Below are 21,918 nucleotides of genomic sequence, written 5' to 3'. Positions count from 1 at the left end.
AAAATACAAATAGCGGTTAAATCAGGAAGCAGTTTATCTATTCCCTGCTGTTTCCAGAGGTGGCTCGGCGTGGTTCTTCATTTCAATCTTCAACCACATCAAGAGCGCCACCACCAATAAAACTCCCGATGCACTGAATAGAAACATAAACTGTGGCGAGACATAATGCCAGATTAAACCGGCTAAGGAACTGGCGAGCAAAATCATCACCGAACTTAAACCAGAGTAAGTGCCTATGGCCGAACCGGTTTCTTTTTTGGGAACCATATTGCTGATGAGCGCTTTTGATATGCCATCCGTACAAGCGGCATAGATTCCGTACAAAGACATCAGGACCATATATCCGATAAATGTTTCGTTGAAACCGAAACCCGCATAGACCAGAACAAAAATCAATAGACCAACTACCAGCATTTTTTTCAAGCCTATCCGGTCAGCAATATAACCCACCGGAAAAGCGGCAAGCGCGAAAACCAGATTGTAGAGAATGTAAAAAGTGATGACGTAGCTATCACTCAGTCCACCGGCTTTTAGTTTCATCAACAGAAACAAGTCGGAGCTATTGAAGAGTGCAAACAGCAACAATACCGTCAGCATCTTTCGGTAATCGGTGGAGGATTCTTTTAGATAATCATACACCTGCGATAAGCGAAACGAAGAAACCTGTTTCGGCGCCCGCTTTTTTTCTTTGATAAAAAAAGTGAGCGACACGCTGAGCAGCGCAGGAATAAAAGCCAGCAAAAACAACCATTTGTATTGGCCGGGAAAATAAATCAGAAACACCAAGGCAAAAGCCGGGCCGATAGCTGCACCGGTGGTATCCAACGCGCGATGAAAACCAAACACCTTGCCTTTGTTTGCCGCGCTGCTTTCGTCCGACAACAAAGCATCGCGGGCGGCGGTGCGCACGCCCTTGCCCAAGCGGTCGGTGGTGCGGGTGCTGAAAATCCATAGCGGATTTGTAAACAACACCATCATAGGTTTAGATACCGAACTCATCAAATATCCAATCTGCACAAAAGGCAATCGTTTTCCGCTGGCATCGCTCCAACGCCCGAAATAACCTTTGCTCAATCCGGCGGTGGCTTCGGCCAAACCTTCTAAGAAACCAATCATGACCGACGAGAAACCAATGCTGGCCAAAAACAAAGGCATCACCGGATACAGCATTTCGCTCGAAACGTCGTTAAACAAACTGACGAGCGACAGAACCCAAATGGTGCGGGTGAGATATTTCACAGCACGAGATTAAAGGATAAAGTTTTAAGTTCGAGATTAAATTTGGCATCTGTTATTTTTGCACCATGCTTTTGAAGAACCGGAACTTTCTTCCCGAATTTAGCTTTCGCACCAGCCGCAGCGGCGGCGCGGGCGGACAGCATGTGAACAAAACCGAAACCAAGGTGGAGTTGATTTTTGATGTGCAAGCCACCACCTTGCTCAGCGATGCCGAAAAAGAAAAGGTTTTCATAAAGCTGAAAACCTATATCAACGACGAAGGCGAATTGCGCCTCACCAACAGCGAAACCCGCTCCCAATCCACCAACAAAGAAAGAGCCATCCTCAAATTTTATACGCTGCTTGAAAAAGCGCTCAAAAAAGAAAAGAAGCGCATCGCCACCAAAGTTCCCAAAGCGGTGAAAGCAAGGATTCGCAAAAACAAGAAACTTCATTCCGAAAAAAAGCAGGGGAGGAGGATGAAGTCGAAGGATTTGATGTAAGGTTTGAGCCACTCATCATCAAACCAAATACGAGCCACATTCCAGAGGAAAAGACGGAGCTGGTTCGTCAATATCCCTATACCCCCATTCCTTGCCAAAATGTCCCCTTTTTTTCTGCCCCCCCCTGTTTTTCTTTCAAACAGGCAACATAACCTGTCATTTTGGCGGTTGCACCGTTCAAACTGCCTACATGATCTATTAAATAGGCTACATGTTTTATCAAAGAGCCTGCATGTTCTATCAAACTCACAACAACACTTATCAAATAGCTTACACATTCTATCAAACTCCCTACCGCACCTCTCAAATTGCTTACCTGTGCTTTCAAATTGCCTGCTGGGTCTTTCAAACTGCCAACTGCGCCTTCCAAACTGCTGAAAGGTTTAGTCGTTTCTCCATTCGCTAAAAAGAAACAGCCCTTCTGTTGATACAGAAAGGCTGCCGTATTTTTCAAATCAGATGATGTCCTGCTTATTGATTGTTTTTGCCGATTCTGGTCAATTTAATACTCGTAAACTGATGTGTCTCGTTGGCCGTAGCGCCAAAAATACTTTTGATATAATCTTTAACTTTCAAAGAAACATCCACCACACCGGTTTCATGGTCATAGAGTAAATGGTTACGGCTGTTGCGCACTGTTTCAACCGGCACCACCACATTCGTACCAAAATCATCGTTCATGGTTTTGAGCGTGGTGTAAAGTGTGTTGAGGCTGCTGGTCATCAGGTCGCTTTCGTTGGGAATATAGTTTGGTGTTGCGAGCAGCAAATCAATATACTGACGGAAATTATTGACGCGCTGCACGAAGCTCAAGTGGCTGTTGCTCACCCATTCCGGGTTTGGATTTTCGGGATTTTCCGGGTTTTCGGGTTGAGGATGCTCTACTTTGTGTCCCCTGATTTTATCTGCCAATCCTTTGGCATCCGCAATAATTTCTTTGTCCACGTTCGAAGCCTTGAGAGCATTCAACGTGCGGGTGATGAGTATGTCGAGCGGCTCAAACGCTAAGCGACGGGCATTGATGAGGGGTTTGGCATTAGATAAAGCTCCGTTCAGATTGTTTTGTTGCCCATCCGCTGCGCCCCATTGTGCAAAGAGGCTGGGGAGGCTGATGATGGGATTGCTGGGATTGTAAGTGCCGCCCAGGCCCAGGCATTTGTCATAAATAAGTTTGAAGTTAGAGATGTTGAGTGCATGTCCGGTTTCTGTATTGCTTGCCATAGTTTTTAGAATTTAGAAATCAAAAATACAGTCAGTTGCCGCCGCCACGCAATACACGAATTTTAAAATTATTACGAGATAAAGTGAAGCATAAACCGCCGCGAAGGACATAAACCCTCGAGAAATTTTCTTCGCGATAGAGATTCCGATAGGCCAGAGGCATCATTCCGAAATAGGATTTGAACCGGTGACAAAACTTATCGGTTTCTTGCAAGCCTACTGCGTGGCACACATCGCGCAGTGCTACATCGAGTGCCCCGCGCAACAGCACCGCCGCTACCTCCATGCGAAACCGGCGCAGATAATCATTCGGACACATCGCCACCAGTTCTTTCATCCACTTGCGGACGGTTCTCGGGTCAGCGGAAAACAAACCTGCGACGGCGGAACTGTTGTAATGTTCCGGTTCGGAGAGGCGCTCGATAGCAAACACTTCAAGACGCTCAATAAAATCGGGCGGTCGGGGCTTCATACCGTGTCATCTTTTGTTTTGTCTGTGGTTAGCCCAATTAAATGAGCCAATTCAAATTTCAGAAAAGATTTTTGAATTATGAAATAGGGGAGAGATTTACCCTTTGGCGCAAGGTCCGGGCAAGTACTCGAACCAGCTTAACTAATCTAATAGATTGTCTAAAGGAACAATCATAAATCAATGGAAGATTGTTTTGACTTAAATTAAAGAGCAATTTAATCTCCAAGTAAATAGTTCATTGTTCATTGAAAATTATTCATTGGTAATTGTAAATTGTTCATTGATAATTTCCAATTGTCCATTACCTTCGCCGCCCGTGACAGAAAATAAATCCCAACCCCTTATTGATTTCAGCCTGCTATACAGGATTATTCGCTTGGCGGACCCCTATCGGCTGGTGTTTTACACTGCGATGGTTATGTCGGTGTTGCTTGCGCTGATTGCCATCGGACGGCCGTTGATTATCATTTATGCGACGGATCATTTTATCACCAGCGAGCATTTTGATTTTGAAATGCTGAAACTCGCAACGATATGGATGGTGGTATTGTTAATCACGGAATCTATCCTTCGTTATTTTTTCAATTACATCACGGCTTGGTTGGGGCAGAGTATTGTGAAGGATATGCGCCTGCGGGTGTATGAACATATCATTCATTCGCGACTGAAGTATTTTGACAATACGCCCATCGGTACCTCGACTACGCGCACGATCACCGACATCGAGGCGGTGAACGATACATTCAGCGAGGGGCTAATTAGTATTGTGGCCGATATATTAACGATTGTGACGGTGGTAGTTGCGATGCTTTTTGTGAACTGGAAAGTGGCGCTGGCAAGTATGGCGGTGTTGCCTCTGTTGCTGTGGTTCGCGCGCTGGTTTCAGGAAGGGGTGAAGCGATCTTTTCACGAGGAGCGCATAGAAATAGCTCGGCTGAATGCATTTTTACAAGAGCGTATCACCGGTATGCGGATTATCCAGATTTTCGGAGTAGAGGAAAAGGAAAAGGCAAAGTTTGAAGCTATTAATCAGTCTTTAAGAGATGCCACTATCCGGGGCATTTGGTACTACTCGCTATTTTTCCCGGCGGTAGAAATCTGCTTGGCAATAGCTATTGGCTGCATGGTATGGATGGCATCTAATGAAGTGTTGAGCGGTGGAATATTCCATGAAAATCCATTGGATATAAAGGGGGTGGGAATTATTTCCGGATTTCTTTTACTCATCAATATGTTGTTCCGTCCACTGCGCTTTATTGCAGATAAGGTAAACGTGATTCAACGAGGCATCGTAGCCTCTGATCGGGTTTTCAGGTTGATGGATCAGGAGGAAACTATTCCCGATAATGGAATCTTTGATCCGACTTCTATCAGCGGCAAAATATCCTTTGAAAAGGTATGGTTTGCATACAGCGCCGAGGATTATGTACTCAAGAATATTTCATTTGAAGTAAAGGCGGGAGAGACCTTGGCGATTGTCGGCGCTACCGGCTCTGGCAAGACCTCCACCATCAGCATCTTGGGACGATTTTATGACATCAACCGAGGGCAAATTAAAATAGACGATGTGGACATTACGGAGTATAAGCTATCCGCCCTACGTTCGCAGATGAGTGTGGTCTTGCAGGATGTGTTTCTCTTTGCGGGCACGGTGTATGATAATATTACCCTGCGGCACGAGAACATCAGCAAAGAAACGGTGGAACATGCGGCTAAATTGGTCGGGGCGCATGGTTTTGTTTCCCGGCTTCCGGGCGGCTATGATTATATGGTGAGAGAGCGCGGAGCCACCCTCTCGATGGGACAAAGGCAATTGATTTCATTTGTACGTGCGCTGGTTTTCAATCCGCGCATCCTAATTCTGGACGAGGCCACCTCTTCAATTGATTCAGAAAGCGAAGAACTGATTCAACATGCTATCGAAACCCTAGTGAAAGGACGAACATCTATCGTGATTGCCCATCGTCTATCTACTATCCGCAAGGCACATAAAATTGCGGTAATGGATAAGGGGGAACTAAAAGAGTTTGGCACCCATGATGAATTACTCACCCAAAACGGATATTACCGTAGGCTGTACGACATGCAATTTGCTGCCCAAACTGAAAAGGTAGAACCCAGTTAGCAGACAGTTTCCCCATAATCCACAAGAATTCATGAATTGAACATGCAGATGTTTCCAGCCGTCTGATTATTCTTGCGCAGCAATTAAACCATGATGAAACGAATTCTTATCGCGATCCTCATCTTTATCAGTATCAATACGTTCCTTTCATCGTGTAGCAAATGTGCTGTTTGCAAGATTGCAGGAATGGAAAGCAATAAAATGTGCAAAAAGGACGATAGCCGTACCTATCGAGAATCGAAAAAGATATGCGAGGAGGCCGGCGGTATTTGGGACGAGCAATAAATCCTAAAAAAATACCCCGCCATTTGGCAGGGTATCGTCAATAATTAACCTAATTTTTTATTGTCCCAGATAAGCCTTCAGCGATTTGCTGCGCGATTGAGAACGAAGTTTGGTGATTGCCTTATCTTTAATCTGACGGATTCGCTCCCGAGTGATGCCCAACTGCTCGCCGATATCTTCCAAAGTCATCGGGTGTTCTACCCCGATTCCAAAGAACAGTTTAATCACTTCCTTTTCACGATCTGTGAGTGAAGCAAGGGTGCGTTCGGTTTCTATTCGTAAAGAATCCTTATAATCCATGTGCAAGTCCGTCTTCTCTGCATTGAAGTTTTCCAATACATCAATCAACGCATTCGACTCTCCATCGGTGAAAGGGGCATCCATTGAAACGTGGCGGGCAGAAATGCCCAGAGTCGCTTCAACTTCTTCCACCGTGATATCGAGGACAATAGCTACCTCTTCGGGTGTTGGTTCCCGTTGAAACTTTTGCTCTAATTCAGAGAATATCTTATTGATTTTAGTTAGAGATCCCACCTTATTTAAAGGAAGGCGCACCATACGAGAATGTTCTGCCAATGCCTGTAGAATAGATTGGCGAATCCACCAAACGGCATAAGAAATGAATTTAAACCCGCGCGTTTCATCAAACTTCTGAGCTGCTTTCACCAAACCCAAGTTCCCTTCATTAATCAAGTCATTGAGTGACAGAGAGTTGTTCTGATACTGCTTGGCAACCGAAACTACGAAACGCAGGTTGGCGCGGGTCAACTTCTCCAGAGCGGTCTGGTCTCCGGCACGAATTCTTCTGGCCAGATCCACTTCCTCTTCAGGTGTCAATAGGTCTTCTTTCCCGATTTCCTGAAGATACTTCTCAATAGATTGACTCTCCCGGTTGGTGATTGATTTAGATATTTTTAACTGTCTCATGTATTATTTGATTATAACTTTTTCAATCCGATATGATAAACGGGCACCCCAAAAAGAGTGCGCGAAAATAGAATTTTTCCCAAACCCACTGCAATATACGTCCAATGTGCCACTAAAATCAAGAGCAGACCGCATATTTATTTTTGTTTTTTACATAATCAGCCATTTCTGCCCGCTTTTAGCACATAAACCAGACGTACGGCCTCGCCTTATATTGTACTTTCTTCCGGTGCATCGGGTAGAAATCTTGGTATGAGGGCATCAGAAAGATCATTTTTGGATAAAATGCTTCGGCTTTTTTGTTGTGCAATAAATTTGTATTTTTAAACCAATAAAAACTAAAAAATCATGGCAAACAATAATGACATCAAAGAAACACTGAAAAAATATTTTTACTCAGGTGTAGGATTAGCTTCCCATGCTGCAGATGCGATGCAGAAATCGGTGAACGAAATGATAAAAAATGGTAAAATGAGTGAGGCAGAAGGCAGAAGGCTTGTGGCCAGTGCCGTAAAGAAGGTGGAGGAAAATCGGCCCGGAATTGAAGCAAAATACAATAAGGCGGTTCACGATTTTGTAAAAATGACTTCTGCTGAGGTAGGCAAGTTGCAAAAAAAGGTCATGCAGATGGAAAAACAGCTAAAGACAAAGACAACCGCTGCGCCAAAACCTAAAAAGGCAAAAGCACCTGCGCGAAAGAAGTCTTAATATCATTCTAGAAATGGTTTGGTGAAAACCTGTTGGTCTATTCTGGTCAACGGGTTTTTTTTATGGCAGAAGGCCAACGTTTTTATCAATATTGGTCAAAAAGAGCAGGAGATTTCCTTGTTTTGGATCACTAACAGGTAAAACCCTTGTGTACTTTGTTTGGATAAAAAATACCCGTCCTGAAAGAGTGAAATATAATTTACCTGAATATATTTGTAGCATTAATCAACCAAACCTATCCTCCATGAAAAAGTTTCTCTTTACAGCTATTGCCTTTTGTTTTTTGACAGCAGGAATGTCATCTTGTAGTAGCGCAGATTGCGTTGATTGTTCAGGCACGGAAATATGCAAAAGCAATTATAATGCTGTTGGCGGTGTAAGTTGGGTCACTTGGAAAGACGGCGTTATCAAGTCGGGCGTCTGCACCCAAAAGTAATCAACCAACCACAAATTAAAGTTTAGGAGGTTGTCTCGCTTGGAGGCAGCCTCTTTTTTTGTTATTTGTTATGGATCTTTCAAAACCGAGAGGCAGCTCCTAAAACTTTGTTATAGGCTTGTGCAAATAGGCAATGGGTAAAAAACTCTCAAAATAATTTTCCGAAAAGTGAAAAATCTTTGTTTGGCGGTTAAGTCAGGAGAGAATTTGAGACTTCGAAAGCCGGGTCTTCTTTAAAAACGGGAAGGAGATTTTGTAGCTTTTCAAATGCCTTTATGAGTTAACGAAAGTTAAAGATGATATTTAATAAAAGACACGATTTACTTTTGAATGATTATTTCGATTTTGGAATAATAAAAAAACAAAACAAAATGAAAACGATTAGAAATTTCTCGCTACTGCTGGTAGCTGTACTTATTGCTTTTGGTGCACAGGCTCAAGGAACAAAAGCGGAAACCAAGACCACCAAAAAAGAGGTAACCAAGACCTCTGAAACAAAAACACAGGCAAAGACTGCGGACAGTAAAGCTGAACCGAAAAGGGCAGCTGAAGCAAAACCAAAGGCTGAAAAAAAACCTGCCGACGCCAGAACCATAACGGGCGACAAGGTGAACCATAGCATGAAAGGCCCTGATGGTCAAACAGTTTATGCCGGACCCAAAGGGGGCAATTATTACCTTGATAAAGGAGGTAACAAGGTTTATATGAAGAAATAAATCTTCAAGTGCTTCTTTTTGAAAAATCCCCTCTATTAAGTTAGAAGGGATTTTTTTTGACCGTAGCAATCTGCTATTAGGTTTTCATGCTCTTGAGGATGCTTTACAAAAGCCTTGTAAGACTTCGAGAACTGTGCCTAGCTACTTATACTCTTCCACCTCCTGCATTACCTGTGCGATGAAGTCGGCTAGCGGTTTGGAGCCTTGGTCGCCCTGACCTTGGCGGCGGATGGAAACGGTGTTGTCGTTCATTTCCTTTTCGCCGACCACCAGCATGTAAGGCACTTTTCGGATTTCTGTGTCGCGAATCTTTCTTCCGATTTTTTCGGGACGCGAGTCCATGGTAGCAGCGAGGCCTTTCTTTTTCAATTCTGCTAAAATCATTTTTCCGTAGTCAAGGAATTTATCAGAGATAGGAAGTATAGCCACTTGCTCCGGCGCGAGCCAAACGGGGAACTTTCCGGCATAGTGTTCGAACAAGAAACCAATAAAGCGTTCGTGCGTAGAAAGCGGTGCGCGGTGAATAATCAAAGGTCTTTCCTTTTCGTTTTTTTCATTGGTGAACCACAAATCAAAACGTTCTGCTTGCGCAAAGTCCACTTGATTTGTCGCGAGTGTAAATTCCTTTCCGATGGTGCTCCAGATTTGAATGTCAATCTTCGGTCCGTAGAAAGCAGCTTCATCTGCCACTTCCACAAACGGCAATCCGGATTTCACCAATACTTTGCGTACCATATCTTCGGTTTCTATCCACATCGGTGCGTTGTCAATGTATTTTTGTCCCAACTTGGCAGCAGAATGTGTAGAGAAGCGCATCTGATATTTATCAATACCGAAGATTTTAAAATACTTCACATATAGATCATTCACCTTCATGAATTCTTCTTCAAATTGTTCGCGGGTGCAATAGATATGCGCATCATTCATCTGTAGCGATCGCACGCGCATCAGGCCGAACAGCTCGCCGCTTTGTTCATACCGATAGCAAGTCCCATACTCCGCAAATCGCAAGGGCATGTCGCGGTAAGATTTTGGCGTGGCTCCAAATATTTTGTGATGATGCGGACAGTTCATCGCCTTCAGGTAATATTTTACTCCGTCTAATTCCATCGGGGGAAACATGGAGTCGGCATAATAGGGGAGGTGTCCGCTTTTTAAATATAAAGACTCTTTCGCAATATGCGGGCTCTTGACACGCTCATAGCCTTGCTCGGTTTCATTCTTTTTGGCGAGGGCTTCGAGTTTCTCAATCAACGCACCACCCTTTGGCAACCACAAAGGAAGACCGGGGCCTACCTCATCATCAAAAGTGAAAATCTCTAACTCTTTGCCTAAGATTCGATGGTCGCGCTTCTTCGCTTCTTCCAACATGGTGAGGTATTCATCCAGTTGGTTTTGCTTTGGGAAAGTAATGCCGTAAACACGCGTCAATTGCTTGTTGTTTGAATCGCCTTTCCAATATGCACCGGCAATGCTTAGCAGCTTAATCGCTTTGATATAGCCGGTGCTGGGAATGTGTGGGCCGCGACATAAATCAGTGAAGTTGCCCTGCTGATAGAAAGTGATTTCACCGTCATTCAAATTGCTGAGCAAATCTAGTTTATACTCATCGCCCTTTCCGGTGAAATACTTTACAGCTTCTGCTTTGGGCATTTCACTTCTTACGAACTTGTTATCTTTCTTAGCCAACTCGGCCATCAATTTTTCCACCTTGGCTAAATCTTCCTCCGAGAGAGTTTGTCCGCCGAGGTCAAGGTCATAATAGTACCCGTGGTCTAAGGGTGGTCCTACCCAGAACTTCACACCGGGGTGAAGAGTTTCAATTGCTTCTGCCATCAAGTGTGCCGACGAATGCCAGAAAGTTTTCTTCCCCCATTCGTCTTCCCATTTCAATAATTTGACGGAAGAGTCTTTTTGAATGGGGCGGGTTAAATCCCAGACCTCACCATTCACTTCTGCACTTAATACCGCCTTTGCCAAACCGGGGCTAATGCTCATCGCTACATCATAAGCAGAAACGCCTGCTTCATATTGCCGAACGGAGCCATCGGGTAGAGTAATGTTTATCATATTGCTTGATTATTCAGAAACGCGAATATAAGAATGAAGAGAAGTTAGTAGTGGTGATTAGAGGGGGTAAGTATTTCGAGTTTTAAATATACCGTCCCCCGGTGTCCTAATTCAAAACTATGGAACTTGTAATTTCTTTAAATGTTCTGATGCCCGTTTGAAATTCGGGTCAATGTTTAGGCAGTTTTGATAGAGTGAAATCGCTTCCTGCTTTCTTCCCATCTCCTCTGACACCAATCCCTGACTGAAGTAGGCGCCGGCATAAGTAGGATCTAACTTATATGCCAATCCATAATATCGGTGGGCTTCATCCAATGAATCCATTTGGTAATAACTGAAGGCTGCTCCCATATAAGCCTCTACATTTCGGTGATTTACTTCAATCACTTTTTTGAAATTTTCAATAGCGATCATATACTTTTCGATAGCTTTGGCATCTTTGCCCTCCTCTTGTAAATCCACAGCATCCTCTTTGTACATATTCGCTTTGGCATACAGAGCATCTTCGGGCTTTTCACCTACCCTGATAGCATTGTCTAAATACTTGGAGGCATTTTTATCTTTTCTTTTTTCAAGTAATAGACCAATTTGAACAAAGGCATCGTAGTGCTTGGGGTTCAACTCAGTGGCGGTTTGGAAAGACGAAAGCGCTTTGAGGGTATCGCCTGCTTCCTTGTAAACATTTCCTTTATAAAAGTAGATGTCGGCATTCTGCGGGTCTTTGTCAATGGCTGTATTTAGATAGGACATAGCTGTTTGATAATTTCCTTGCATGGTGGTATCAATATATGCCAGTTCTGCCGCCTTTACATAAAAGTGGATATTGAATGAATCGGTTGCGATTGCTTTTTCCATCAGCGCTATTCCCTTTTGAGGTTCGCCCATCTTTTTGAAGATATCCGAGGCGTATAAATAATATTCGGGACGGAGCGAATCAAGCATTAAAGCCAGATACATATCGGTAGCTGAGCTTTTCAAATCATTATTGGCTTCATGCAACTTTGCCCGCTTGAAGTAGAGCAAAGGATTTAAAGAATCTAATTGGATTTGTTGGTTGAGCATTTCCAATGGAGGGTTAGAGCTTAAATCTTTTTTAATTTCTACGGGCTGCTGAGTTTGATTGCATTGTTTACAGGAAGAAAAAACGGATAGCACGACAAAGAGTGAGAAAATGCCTGCCGCAAAATAGAGTTTGTTCAACATGCTGCAAAGAAAGGATGATTGAAAAATAAAAAAAGCGATGTCCGGAGACATCGCTTTTAATTTTGTCGGGGTACCAGGATTCGAACCTGGGACCCCCTGCTCCCAAAGCAGGTGCGCTACCGGGCTGCGCTACACCCCGAACTTTCTCTGTTGAGCGGTGAGGGAGGGATTCGAACCCTCGGTACCGTTTAACCAGTACGACAGTTTAGCAAACTGTTGATTTCAGCCACTCATCCACCTCACCATGTCGTACTCAGAACAGAACCCTTTCTTTCAAAAGGACGCCAAAAATATCAATTCCCGCAAACTCTCAAACCGAAGTAGCAATACTTGTGAAGAAAGTATGAAAATAATGGCAACAGGAAGGTGGCAGAAACACCTACTACAAGAGGCGATGGGTAAATGGAAATGACCTTCTTTTTTATTAAATTGTATCTTGTGCGCTAAAATTTATTTAAATGAAAAAAGTTTTGACCCTTTTCGCAATGATATTGATGTTGGGTGTTTCCGCCCAAAAATATCAAGTCCGCCCTGCGGACGTACACGTTTTAAGCCAGATTGCTTCGAGAGCCGTTGCTGATACCTTATTGTGGAATGTGAATGGCCCGCCTCAATTGTACCTGCTGCCTAATCCACTAAATCCCACGCAGGGGATAGGTTATGTGGCAGGTACCGATAATTTGGCTTCCGTATTTCCCCCAGATCAAGGAAGTATCACTGTTGAGGATGCGCAAATTTTTATGAGTAAAAACAAGATAAAGGTGTTGGGTGCCAAATTTACCTTTGGTTCCGTAAAGTATGTTTCTAATGATACTAACTCCAAAGTGGTATTTAAGCTATTCAAGCTGGATGGGAATTTTATCAATTATAATGCCGAAGTGGTTCCCGGACCAAGCACGGTAGTCAGTGCAGTTGAAATGCCGATACGCGATGTGAAGCAATTAATTTCGGGGCAAGAAACGCTTTTCAGTGGGGCACAAAACATTATATTCCCTACTCCGTTAACCATTGACCCGGCCACGGCTGATTCAGGATACGTTATCGGGTTTGACATTTCACAATTGTCTCCTTTGGATACTTTGGGTTTGTTTACTTCGACTATAAATGGTCCGGTGATTCCGGAGCGTTCTCTGGTTCGGTTTTTAGGAAATACACTGTTCAATTCATTCAAAGACACCTTGGATTATGGCGGATGGGGTGCCAATGTGGATTTAGCCATTTTCCCGATTGTGGATCCAAATCAGTACCGAGATGATGTAGCCACCATTTGCAGTGGAGATTCATTTAATTTTAACGGCAATTTAGTTGCTGTTCAGGGCACATACGTTGATACATTTAGTGCTGCACCGCTGAGCAATTATGATACCATTGTTACACTCCAACTAACGGTGGCTCCGGCCTTGGACAAAACCATAGAAGCGATGGGAGATACGCTCAACGCCAATCAAACCGGGGCTATTTACCAGTGGATAAACTGTACAGATAATTCAGCAATCGCCGGCGAAACTTTCCGTACCTTCATTGTCCCTCAAGATGGTCAATACAAGGTCTTAATTACGAAAGGTGGATGTACCACTGTTTCAGCTTGTGTTGCGGTGGGTAATGTTGGTATTCATGAATCCAACAGTCTAGGATTTATCTTAAAGCCGAATCCTGCCCGTGGTGTTTGCACCCTATATACCGGTGATATAGCTATGGAGACATGGAGTGCAGCGCTTTATAATGTACAGGGGCAGATGTTGAAAGTCTTAGCCGAAAACCAGAACAGCACGATGGTTACATTTAATACCGGAGAGATTATGCGCGGGATGTATTTCATCCGATTGACTGATCGTTCAGGGAAATCTGGAATGAAAAAATTGGTGGTTGAGTAATTGATAATCCCATTATAGTGAAAACAAGAAGAGCGCGCCAGCATGGCGCGCTCTTCTTGTTTTGAGAAAATAATTTCCAGACAAGTATAGAGAACGGCAAAGTATTAAGAGCTATTTCGAAGAGTCTTCCACGCTTCCTTTCTTCCAGTACTTTTTGCCTTTAGCCTCGCTGCCTACCTGAAAATAGCGAGCGATAGTGAATCCGAAACGGAACTGTCCTTGTAGCCAGTTTCGATTGTTATAAGGAAGGAAATCGCTTTCTAGCAGCCCGGCACTGTTAGAGAGGTTGACATGAAACACATGTCCGCCGGTTTCAAATTCAACTCCGATTTGTATTGGCGGATAATAAGCCGCATTTTTAATGTTGCGCAACATTGGGAAATATTCTCTTCCACCAACACCTGGCTTCATAATCGGTTGAAAATATTCAAAGACAAATGCGGTGCGCTTGCTGAAACGTGCTCGACCGGATAAGCCAATCAGAAACAAACCATTTTGGTCATTATAAGGAACCAGGTTTCTCCAGATAAAAGTTGGGGATAATTGAAGAGACAACCATTCTGTAGCTTTAATACCTAAGAGTGCTTGAACCGTATAGCTCAACCGATGTGAAAATCCCTCATAGCTTTTTGGAAAATAATTAAGGGCGGTAGTATCTGTCGAAGGCAGCATACTGCTCAAAACAACATTTCCAAAGAGCGTAATAGTGAAAGGTATTTTAAAGTCTTTAGTCTGTCTCAGCGCTCGGTACTTAATTCCTGTATTCCATAACTCACGGTGAGGCCCTGCTCCTTTCATTCGCCCGATGCCGAGAGTTAAATTTTCTGTAACACCATAATCCACTACGATTCCTATATCCGAGGCTTCATCGAAACCAAAAAGGGTATGATAATTTCGGTTTTTAGTAGCGATATCACCGAACCGGTGCGACACCCGAAAATCAATGGTTTTCTTTTTAGTGGTCTCAATAGAGTGACCGGTGATAATTCGGGTAGTTTTAAAAGTGTAAGAAACATATTGTCGTTGGGGCTTTTCAGCAGTTTCTAAGCTGTCTAATAAATCCATTTGGGCAAATACATGTAGAGAGAAAAAGTAAAGAAACGTTAGTAGAAGGTACCTCATGCGGATTGGTTTAAGCAGGCTATTCGGGATATCCGTTATTCACCCAACATTGAATGATATTGATGACAGAGTCTTCGAGTTTAGGTTCATTATCCGGCATCGGAAGGCAGCCGGAGATTTGTTTAATGGTGCAAAGGGCACCCCGTGTTTCAAATCCTGATTTTGCGTCTCCATAATTATCCATGATAACCGCAGATTCCGCGCCGGTAATATCATGACAGGATCCCTGTGGCTGGTTGCAATGTACATCTAAAATCACTTTGATGTTCAGACTATAACTAATGGAATCACAATTGTAAGGGAGTGGAGGGATTCCGGTTTTATCTTTAGTACAGGACGGTGCCCAGAATGCTAGAACGAGAGCAGTAATAACAGCAAGAAAGTATTTCATTCAATCAGGTCTTTAATATTTTTTCAACTTTCGCAGATCCACCAGACACTATTTTAAGAAAATATATTCCTGGCGCCAAGTTGCTAAGATTCCAAATGCAATGATAGGCTTCTGAATTTATACTTGCATCGGTCATTTGATTTACTAAGCGTCCATCCAATGTATATACATACATTGAAACGGTATTGTTTTTATTCTTTGATGAAAAGGATACATGCAATTGATCAGAGAAAGGATTCGGAAATAAATCAAGGGATGAAAAATTGTCTGAGATATGTTCGACACTATTTTGAACGTCTGGAACAATCGTGGTCTTACCGGTGTAAATAAAATCTCCTGTAGAACTATCATTGGCGTTAGCAGTGTTGTATGCAAAATAAAACGTTACCGGCCCGGTCGCAAGCCCCGGTGAGGTCCAACGGAATTTCCAGTTTTTATAAGTATTGGCATCTTTATGTCCCATGTACTGTCGGGTGCCGATGCTACTTATTTCAGTATTGATATTGTCGGTAGCAGTAAAGATGCCAGCTCGATTTTGCATCGAGTCCAGCGCTACTATTTGAAAGCCATATCTACCGGTGAAGGAACTCAGAAGAAAAGAAATGTTATAAGCCGTGTTGGGAACATATTGAAATGTGGGGCTAGGCAAATTAATAGTATCGGTAGGAGTGAACCCCGTTCCGATTAGAAGCAATAAATTATCTAAGGAGGAAGCCTGTGCCGGTCCGGAGTGACATTCCTCCTGAACGCATGTTTCAAAATCAGGAGGTTCCCCCGAACTTCCAGCGGGAGGAGAAGATTTTTCAGAATAAAGATAATTGGAATTGATGAAGGCGGATGTGATCGTCAATAGGAGGATGCTGAATATGGTTTTTGGTTTCATATTGAATTAGCAAAACAAAACTATCAAATGCTATAGATTGAAATATGCGCAAAAGGTTACTTGGGTTTCAAAACTTGTTCAGTGGCAATTTTTGAAAGCACTCTCCTGACTATTTTTTCAATTCTTCCTTTTTCATCAATCACAAAGGTGGTGCGATGAATACCCATGTATTCTCGTCCATATAATTTCTTTAATCCCCAAACCCCGTAGTCGTTAATCACTTTCTTATGCTCGTCGGCAATCAAAATAAAGGGCAGTTTATATTTCTGTATAAACTTCTGATGTGATATCGCTGAGTCAGGACTGACACCGATAACCTCATAGCCCTTCTTTCTCAAGAGGGGAAAATGGTCGCGAAAGTTGCAGGCTTCGTTGGTACAAGCAGGGGTGTCGTCTGCCGGATAAAAATAGAGAATAATTTTTTTGCCTAGAAATTGCTTGAGCGTTACAACGTCGCCGTTATGATCCAAAGCCTTAATGGCCGGTGCCTGATCTCCTTCTTTTAATGTAATCATTTTACATTTTGAATTTTATACTGAATTCCGTTTTGTTCTTTCGTTCGTCCGTCGCAACGACTTTAAAAGTATGATTTCCGACAGATAAGTTTTGATTTAAAGTGTGTGTCAGTGTAGAAGATTTGGCATCATATTCTGTCAGCGTCCATTTCTCGTCCAGATAGGTATCGAAATCTTCGACACCGGATAAATTGTCGGTCAATCGGAATAGGAGCTTCTTATACACTCGCATATTTTTTCCTGTGCTCACGTTCAATGGGGTGATGCGTGGAGGGGTATTATCTATACGAATAAAATAGGTGCCAAACTCTCGACTTTTTGAGCTGATATATCCGTTCGCATACTTCCCTCCGCGTGGAGCCACCGGATTGGCTCCGTCTTTATAAACAATGAGTGCCTTATCTGCTAAGGCTGGATTTAGATTTTCGGTTTTAATGGAAATATTGAACCAGTTGAAAACTTGAGTAGTGCTCTTATCCACTTGATGTATTTTTGAAAAGATATTAGTGTCGGTAGATGTAGAAACCGTATAGTTGAAATATACCTGATCAAAAAGACAATGAGCTGGAATCTTTAGTTGGATATCTTGATTTGAAAATTCGTTTTCGTGATCGTAATCAAATCGGGTGGTGTAGGAGAAGTTCTTTTCTTTAAACAGTGTGCTAGATTCATCATACTTCACGTTCATTTCAATAATAGAAATATTCCCTGCCACATCGCTTACTTCTATCTTGATAGGATGAACCTTTTTATCTGAAAGGTTCAGCACTCCTCCTTTCACTAACGATGAATAAATCTTGCATTGATTGCCGGGCTCCACAAAACATTTATGAAATGTCTTGCGTCCCTCATTCATAAAAATGGGATAATCTGTATGGCTTAGAACGTATCTCTTTTCATCAAAGGAAAATTTATCCATTCGAAATTCATAGAGGAGCGACTTTCCGTCATACAATTTCATGGAATAAATGCCGACGTGGTTTTCGGTGTTGTTCATCCGGTCATAAGTATTGACCGAAATTCCTACTTCTGCTGAATTAAGAGAGATGACATCACCGGTTATCCGATAAACACCTTCGCTACTAAACACCTTGCTTCGATAGCCGTCACTTTTATATTTTAAATCGCCTAGGGGATAAAACTTCAGATATTGAACCACCGGTTTCATTTCATCCTTCAGATGATAGCCGAATAAGGCCGGATTTATAATTTGCTCCAATGAATCCCTGATTTCAAAATGCAAGTGCGGGCCACCGGAACCACCGGTATTTCCGCTCCAGGCAATCAGGTCACCTTGCTTTACGGTTATATCTTTAGGGCTTAGATTTATATCTACCGAAAAAGATTCTTTTTTGTATTGTTCCTTGCGCAACCTGTCCATAATGATTGGAGAGAAGCGCTGCAAATGACCATAAACTGTGTTGAACCCATTAGGATGTGTAATGTAAAGCGCATTTCCATAACCGGAGCCGGAAACATTAATTCTCGAAACATATCCCCCGGCGGCAGCCAGCACTTTGTGTCCTTCCTCGCCGTTGGTGCGAATATCCATCCCCGTATGAAAATGCAAACGGCGAGGCTCGCCGAAGTTGCCGGAAAGTGATAGGGGCAAATCAGTCGGAGAGGCAAAATAGTTTTGAGGATAGGAAACCGGTTCCGGTTCTACTTTTGCAAAAGAATGCCAGAGAAAAAAAATGTAGAGAATCAACGCGTTCATTACCTAGAGGCGCAAGTTGGGCTTTAACCCCTTCTTCTTATAATAACTATTGATGGTTTTAACTACTTCCTTTGGGTCATCGGTGATGCTGAAGAGTTTGAGGTCTTTGGCATGAATATTATTTTCCTCTTGCAACATCTTTTCTTTCATCCAAGTCAGCAAGCCACTCCAATATTTTACACCGACAAAAACTACGGGCACCGAGTCCACTTTTTTTGTTTGAATCAGTGTCAGGGCTTCAAACATTTCATCCATTGTTCCAAAACCGCCGGGCATAAAAACAAAGGCTTGCGCATAGCGGATGAACATCACCTTGCGGGCAAAGAAATATTTGAACATCAGCAACTTGTCTGCGTCAATATAATGATTCCAATCCTGTTCGTGTTCCAGTTCGATGTGAAGGCCTACCGATTTTCCGTTCACATTTTTTGCTCCCTTGTTTCCCGCTTCCATAATGCCGGGACCGCCACCGGTGATAATGCCAAAGCCTTCCTTTGCCAACCCTTCGCCTATTTTTACCGCCATTTGGTAATAGGGGTTATCCGGTTTTGTTCGGGCAGAGCCAAAAATGGACACACAGGGACCGAAGCGCTCCATCTTTTCAAATCCATCCACAAACTCACTCATAATTTTAAACATTCTCCAACTGGAGTCTGCTTTCAGTTCTGACCAATCCTTTTTTTTCATTTTTAGAAGTATTTAGTGTTTAGATATTTGTTTGGAAGTCTTTGTGAGAAATAAAGTACAAACCCGAAAAAGTAATCAGCCCATTGATGAGCAGTAATTCTAATCCGATATAATATCCCGGAATGATTTTATCGGAAACAAGGTTTAATACAAAACTCAGAACCGGTGAAAGGACACAGACCACCGGTACCAGTTTATCGGTAACTTTTCTTTTGGTTAGCACGCCAAACATGAAGAGTCCCAATAAAGGGCCATAAGTATAGGAGGCCAGATCAAGCACTAAATCAATAATGGCTTTATTGTTGATCGCCTTGCAAATCAGGATAATCACTAAGAAAATAAATGCGACAGAAATATGTACCAGTTTGCGTCGCTGTTGTTTTTGTTCTTCGCTCCAGTCTTTGCGTTCGTTAAAGCCTAGGACATCAATACAAAAGGAAGAGGTGAGTGCGGTCATTGCACCATCGGCACTTGGGAAAAGCGCTGAAATCAAACCGATAATAAAAACCAAACCGGCCACCGGAGGCAAATAATTCAAAGCAACGATGGGAAAAATATCATCGGTTTGCGCGGGTAATGAAATATTCTTAGCCGAAGCAAATACATATAAAGCCCCACCGAGAATCAGGAATAGAATATTGACTAGAAACAACACGGCGCTAAAACTATACATGTTTTTTTGTGCTTCACCCAGTGTGCGGATGCTGATATTTTTCTGCATCATTTCCTGATCCAAACCGGTCATGGCGATGGTGATAAAAGCCCCACCGATGATCTGCTTCAAGAAGAAACTTTTTGATTTCCAGTCGAAACTGAACATTTCAGTATAATCTTTATCCTGCAAGGTGCTCATCAAACTGCCGAAAGAAAATTTCAATTCGCTGTTGATCAGGTAAATGGTCATCACCAAAGCCAAGACCATAAATGTAGTTTGCAAGGTATCGGTCCAGACAATGGTTTTTACACCACCTTTAAAGGTGTAGAGCAAAATCATCAAAAGAATAATGAACGTGGTGAAGAAAAATGGAACATTTATTTCGTCCATCATAAACTTCTGTAGCACATACAGCACCAGATATATTCTGAGCGAAGCGCCGAGTGTGCGCGAAAGCAGAAAAAATGCAGCACCGGTTTTGTGGGTGGTTTTGCCAAATCGCTCATCTAGGTAGGTATAAATTGAGGTCAGGTTTAAACGATAATATAGTGGCAACAAGACTTTAGCTACTACGATATAACCCAGAACATAGCCAATGACAATCTGCAAATACCGGAAATGATTAGCATCCACTCGACCGGGAACACTCATAAAAGTCACGCCGCTCAGCGAGGTGCCAATCATGCCGTAGGCAACCAAATACCATTTGGAACTTTTCTTGCCTATAAAAAATGATTCATTGCTGGCACCTCGTGAAGTGTAGAAGGCAATGCCCAGCAACAGGCAAAGTATAACAGCACCACCAGTAAAATAACCGTAGAGGACAAAACAGATTTATTTGAAGCAAAGAAAATGCGAAAGCCCACTCTTTCCCTTGCACTTATAAATAGGGAAATGTGAGAGAATGATGTTTAGGACAGTATGTGTTTAATATTGCAAAGTGTAGTATATTTTTGACGATGTGTGTAGTCTTAATTAGTCCATAATTTAAACTACAAAAGTTTCAAAAACTTTTGTAGTTTGCCTTTCTTTTGTAGTTTGATTCTTTGGGGTGGTTAGTTATTCAACGGGAGCGCACCAAAGGTGTGCTGTGGTTATAGCAAATGAAAGGGTAAAAAAGGTACGACCCATAAGGGCATTAAATATCTGTGTTCCATATCGCAGAGTGTCGTATATTTTCGATGATGTGTGTAGTCTTACTTAGTCCATAATTTAAACTACAAAAGTTTCAAAAACTTTTGTAGTTTGCCGTTTGCCTTTTTGGGGTGATTAGTTGTTCAACGGGAGCGCACCAAAGGTGTGCTGTGGTTATAGCAAATGAAAGGGTAAAAAGGTACGACCCATAAGGGCATTAAATATCTGTTTTCCATATCGCAGAGTGTCATATATTTTTGATGATGTGTGTAGTCTTACTTAGTCCATAATTTAAACTACAAAAGTTTAAACTACAAAAGTTTCAAAAACTTTTGTAGTTTGTTTGGTAACAACTGTTTTTGGAGTAAAAACTGGAGTTTTTGCTCCAAAAACAGTTGTTATCGCATCAAAAACAGTTGTTTCTAGCGCAAAAACAGTTGTTTTCGCTCCGATAACTCTTGTTTCTGTACCTAAAACAGTAGTTTTTGAAATCAAAACTAGCAGGTCAATTATGGTTATGGTACTGGTAGTACTTAATGGCATTGCCCGCAGGGATTTGCATATCGTGTTCTAAACTACAAAAGTTTCTAAAACTTTTGTAGTTCGTTTGTCATAAATATTTCACCCGATTCTTTGCCAAATTGTCCTCGTCTCTTTCCGTTCTTGGCCAACTTATTGCTATTCGGTACCCATCTCCAGCTATTCGGTGCCTGTTAGTAGCTATTCGGTCCCTGTTAGCCAAAGACAGGTCCCTGTTAGCAGCTATTCGGTGCCTGTTAGTAAGAGACAGGTCCCTGTTCGTTGCTACTCGGTACCTGTTAGTAAGAGATAGGTCCCTGTTAGCAGCTACTCGGTCCCTGTTAGCTGAAGACAGGTCCCTGTTAGCTGAAGACAGGTCCCTGTTAGCAGCTATTCGGTTCCTGTTAGCTAAAGACAGGTCCCTGTTAGTAGCTATTCGGTCCAACCTTAGCAAAATATGGTACTTGGCAGCCGGTTAGGGGAATAATTTATGCATCAAATCAATCTGAAAGTGGAACAATTTAGCTTTCAAACTCG

General features: G+C 42.5%; 22 protein-coding genes and 2 tRNA genes. 7 read left to right on the top strand and 17 right to left on the bottom strand.

Going from position 1 to position 21,918, the window contains the following annotated elements; translation table 11 throughout:
* Positions 1–33: 33 nt before the first annotated feature.
* Positions 34–1,239: an MFS transporter gene (locus tag IPP77_11185; protein ID MBL0310208.1), complete on the bottom strand. Its 1,206-nt coding sequence runs from the start codon at positions 1,237–1,239 to the stop codon at positions 34–36.
* A gap of 65 nt (positions 1,240–1,304) precedes the next feature.
* Between IPP77_11185 and arfB the strand changes: the two genes are divergently transcribed.
* Positions 1,305–1,721, top strand: coding sequence for an aminoacyl-tRNA hydrolase (gene arfB, locus IPP77_11180; protein MBL0310207.1), 417 nt, complete (start codon positions 1,305–1,307; stop codon positions 1,719–1,721).
* Positions 1,722–1,797: 76 nt separating this feature from the next.
* On the opposite strand, the gene IPP77_11175 is transcribed toward arfB, so the two are convergent.
* The 3 genes from IPP77_11175 to IPP77_11165 are packed head-to-tail and all read right to left on the bottom strand — an operon-like array spanning position 1,798 to position 3,414.
* Positions 1,798–2,175, bottom strand: coding sequence for a hypothetical protein (locus IPP77_11175; GenBank protein MBL0310206.1), 378 nt, complete (start codon positions 2,173–2,175; stop codon positions 1,798–1,800).
* Positions 2,176–2,192: 17 nt separating this feature from the next.
* Entirely contained in the window at positions 2,193–2,942 is a 750-nt protein-coding gene (locus tag IPP77_11170) for a hypothetical protein (protein MBL0310205.1), read from the bottom strand.
* 31 nt (positions 2,943–2,973) lie between these two features.
* A complete protein-coding gene (locus IPP77_11165) occupies positions 2,974–3,414 on the bottom strand; it encodes a helix-turn-helix domain-containing protein (protein ID MBL0310204.1) in 441 nt (146 codons plus the stop codon).
* A 412-nt stretch (positions 3,415–3,826) separates the two neighbouring features.
* On the opposite strand from IPP77_11165, the gene IPP77_11160 reads away from it, so the two are divergent.
* Together IPP77_11160 and IPP77_11155 are read left to right on the top strand one after the other, a co-directional pair.
* On the top strand, positions 3,827–5,539 hold the full coding sequence (locus IPP77_11160; GenBank protein MBL0310203.1) for an ABC transporter ATP-binding protein: 1,713 nt from the start codon (positions 3,827–3,829) through the stop codon (positions 5,537–5,539).
* A gap of 90 nt (positions 5,540–5,629) precedes the next feature.
* Positions 5,630–5,824, top strand: a complete 195-nt coding sequence (locus IPP77_11155) for a hypothetical protein (GenBank protein MBL0310202.1) — start codon at positions 5,630–5,632, stop codon at positions 5,822–5,824.
* A gap of 57 nt (positions 5,825–5,881) precedes the next feature.
* Here the strand turns inward: IPP77_11155 and IPP77_11150 are convergent, their stop codons facing one another.
* Positions 5,882–6,751 (bottom strand): sigma-70 family RNA polymerase sigma factor, encoded by an 870-nt coding sequence (locus tag IPP77_11150; GenBank protein ID MBL0310201.1) that lies wholly within the window; start codon positions 6,749–6,751, stop codon positions 5,882–5,884.
* 348 nt (positions 6,752–7,099) lie between these two features.
* Between IPP77_11150 and IPP77_11145 the strand changes: the two genes are divergently transcribed.
* From IPP77_11145 to IPP77_11135, 3 genes are all read left to right on the top strand, one after another.
* Positions 7,100–7,459, top strand: coding sequence for a hypothetical protein (locus IPP77_11145; GenBank protein ID MBL0310200.1), 360 nt, complete (start codon positions 7,100–7,102; stop codon positions 7,457–7,459).
* Positions 7,460–7,703: 244 nt separating this feature from the next.
* Positions 7,704–7,895 carry a hypothetical protein gene (locus IPP77_11140; protein ID MBL0310199.1) on the top strand — a complete coding sequence of 64 codons (192 nt, stop codon included), beginning with the start codon at positions 7,704–7,706 and terminating at the stop codon, positions 7,893–7,895.
* 371 nt (positions 7,896–8,266) lie between these two features.
* On the top strand, positions 8,267–8,611 hold the full coding sequence (locus tag IPP77_11135) for a hypothetical protein (GenBank protein MBL0310198.1): 345 nt from the start codon (positions 8,267–8,269) through the stop codon (positions 8,609–8,611).
* Positions 8,612–8,752: 141 nt separating this feature from the next.
* Here IPP77_11135 and thrS read toward each other — a convergent pair whose 3' ends face one another.
* The 4 genes from thrS to IPP77_11115 all read right to left on the bottom strand — a co-directional run bounded on the left by thrS (position 8,753) and on the right by IPP77_11115 (position 12,128).
* On the bottom strand, positions 8,753–10,681 hold the full coding sequence (gene thrS / locus IPP77_11130) for a threonine--tRNA ligase (protein ID MBL0310197.1): 1,929 nt from the start codon (positions 10,679–10,681) through the stop codon (positions 8,753–8,755).
* 117 nt (positions 10,682–10,798) lie between these two features.
* Positions 10,799–11,935 carry a tetratricopeptide repeat protein gene (locus IPP77_11125; GenBank protein ID MBL0310196.1) on the bottom strand — a complete coding sequence of 379 codons (1,137 nt, stop codon included), beginning with the start codon at positions 11,933–11,935 and terminating at the stop codon, positions 10,799–10,801.
* Between the two features lie 14 nt (positions 11,936–11,949).
* Positions 11,950–12,023: transfer RNA gene (locus tag IPP77_11120), tRNA-Pro, on the bottom strand.
* Between the two features lie 16 nt (positions 12,024–12,039).
* Positions 12,040–12,128 (bottom strand) — tRNA-Ser (locus IPP77_11115).
* A 214-nt stretch (positions 12,129–12,342) separates the two neighbouring features.
* Between IPP77_11115 and IPP77_11110 the strand changes: the two genes are divergently transcribed.
* Positions 12,343–13,758 carry a T9SS type A sorting domain-containing protein gene (locus IPP77_11110; protein MBL0310195.1) on the top strand — a complete coding sequence of 472 codons (1,416 nt, stop codon included), beginning with the start codon at positions 12,343–12,345 and terminating at the stop codon, positions 13,756–13,758.
* Between the two features lie 111 nt (positions 13,759–13,869).
* On the opposite strand, the gene IPP77_11105 is transcribed toward IPP77_11110, so the two are convergent.
* The 8 genes from IPP77_11105 to IPP77_11070 all read right to left on the bottom strand — a co-directional run bounded on the left by IPP77_11105 (position 13,870) and on the right by IPP77_11070 (position 21,357).
* Complete coding sequence (locus IPP77_11105) at positions 13,870–14,880, bottom strand: hypothetical protein (GenBank protein ID MBL0310194.1); 1,011 nt, start codon at positions 14,878–14,880, stop codon at positions 13,870–13,872.
* 19 nt (positions 14,881–14,899) lie between these two features.
* Complete coding sequence (locus IPP77_11100; protein MBL0310193.1) at positions 14,900–15,271, bottom strand: hypothetical protein; 372 nt, start codon at positions 15,269–15,271, stop codon at positions 14,900–14,902.
* Positions 15,272–15,275: 4 nt separating this feature from the next.
* Complete coding sequence (locus tag IPP77_11095) at positions 15,276–16,154, bottom strand: T9SS type A sorting domain-containing protein (GenBank protein ID MBL0310192.1); 879 nt, start codon at positions 16,152–16,154, stop codon at positions 15,276–15,278.
* Between the two features lie 56 nt (positions 16,155–16,210).
* Entirely contained in the window at positions 16,211–16,669 is a 459-nt protein-coding gene (bcp, locus tag IPP77_11090) for a thioredoxin-dependent thiol peroxidase (GenBank protein MBL0310191.1), read from the bottom strand.
* A 1-nt stretch (position 16,670) separates the two neighbouring features.
* A complete protein-coding gene (locus IPP77_11085) occupies positions 16,671–18,386 on the bottom strand; it encodes a M23 family metallopeptidase (GenBank protein ID MBL0310190.1) in 1,716 nt (571 codons plus the stop codon).
* Positions 18,387–18,389: 3 nt separating this feature from the next.
* On the bottom strand, positions 18,390–19,073 hold the full coding sequence (locus IPP77_11080; GenBank protein ID MBL0310189.1) for a TIGR00730 family Rossman fold protein: 684 nt from the start codon (positions 19,071–19,073) through the stop codon (positions 18,390–18,392).
* Between the two features lie 19 nt (positions 19,074–19,092).
* A complete protein-coding gene (locus IPP77_11075; protein MBL0310188.1) occupies positions 19,093–20,508 on the bottom strand; it encodes a sodium:solute symporter in 1,416 nt (471 codons plus the stop codon).
* Positions 20,509–21,168: 660 nt separating this feature from the next.
* Positions 21,169–21,357: a hypothetical protein gene (locus IPP77_11070; protein ID MBL0310187.1), complete on the bottom strand. Its 189-nt coding sequence runs from the start codon at positions 21,355–21,357 to the stop codon at positions 21,169–21,171.
* Positions 21,358–21,918: the final 561 nt, after the last annotated feature.

The organism is Bacteroidota bacterium (assembly GCA_016722375.1).
Taxonomy (GTDB): domain Bacteria; phylum Bacteroidota; class Bacteroidia; order Chitinophagales; family LD1; genus Bog-950.
This window is presented reverse-complemented; position numbering and strand designations above follow the sequence as displayed.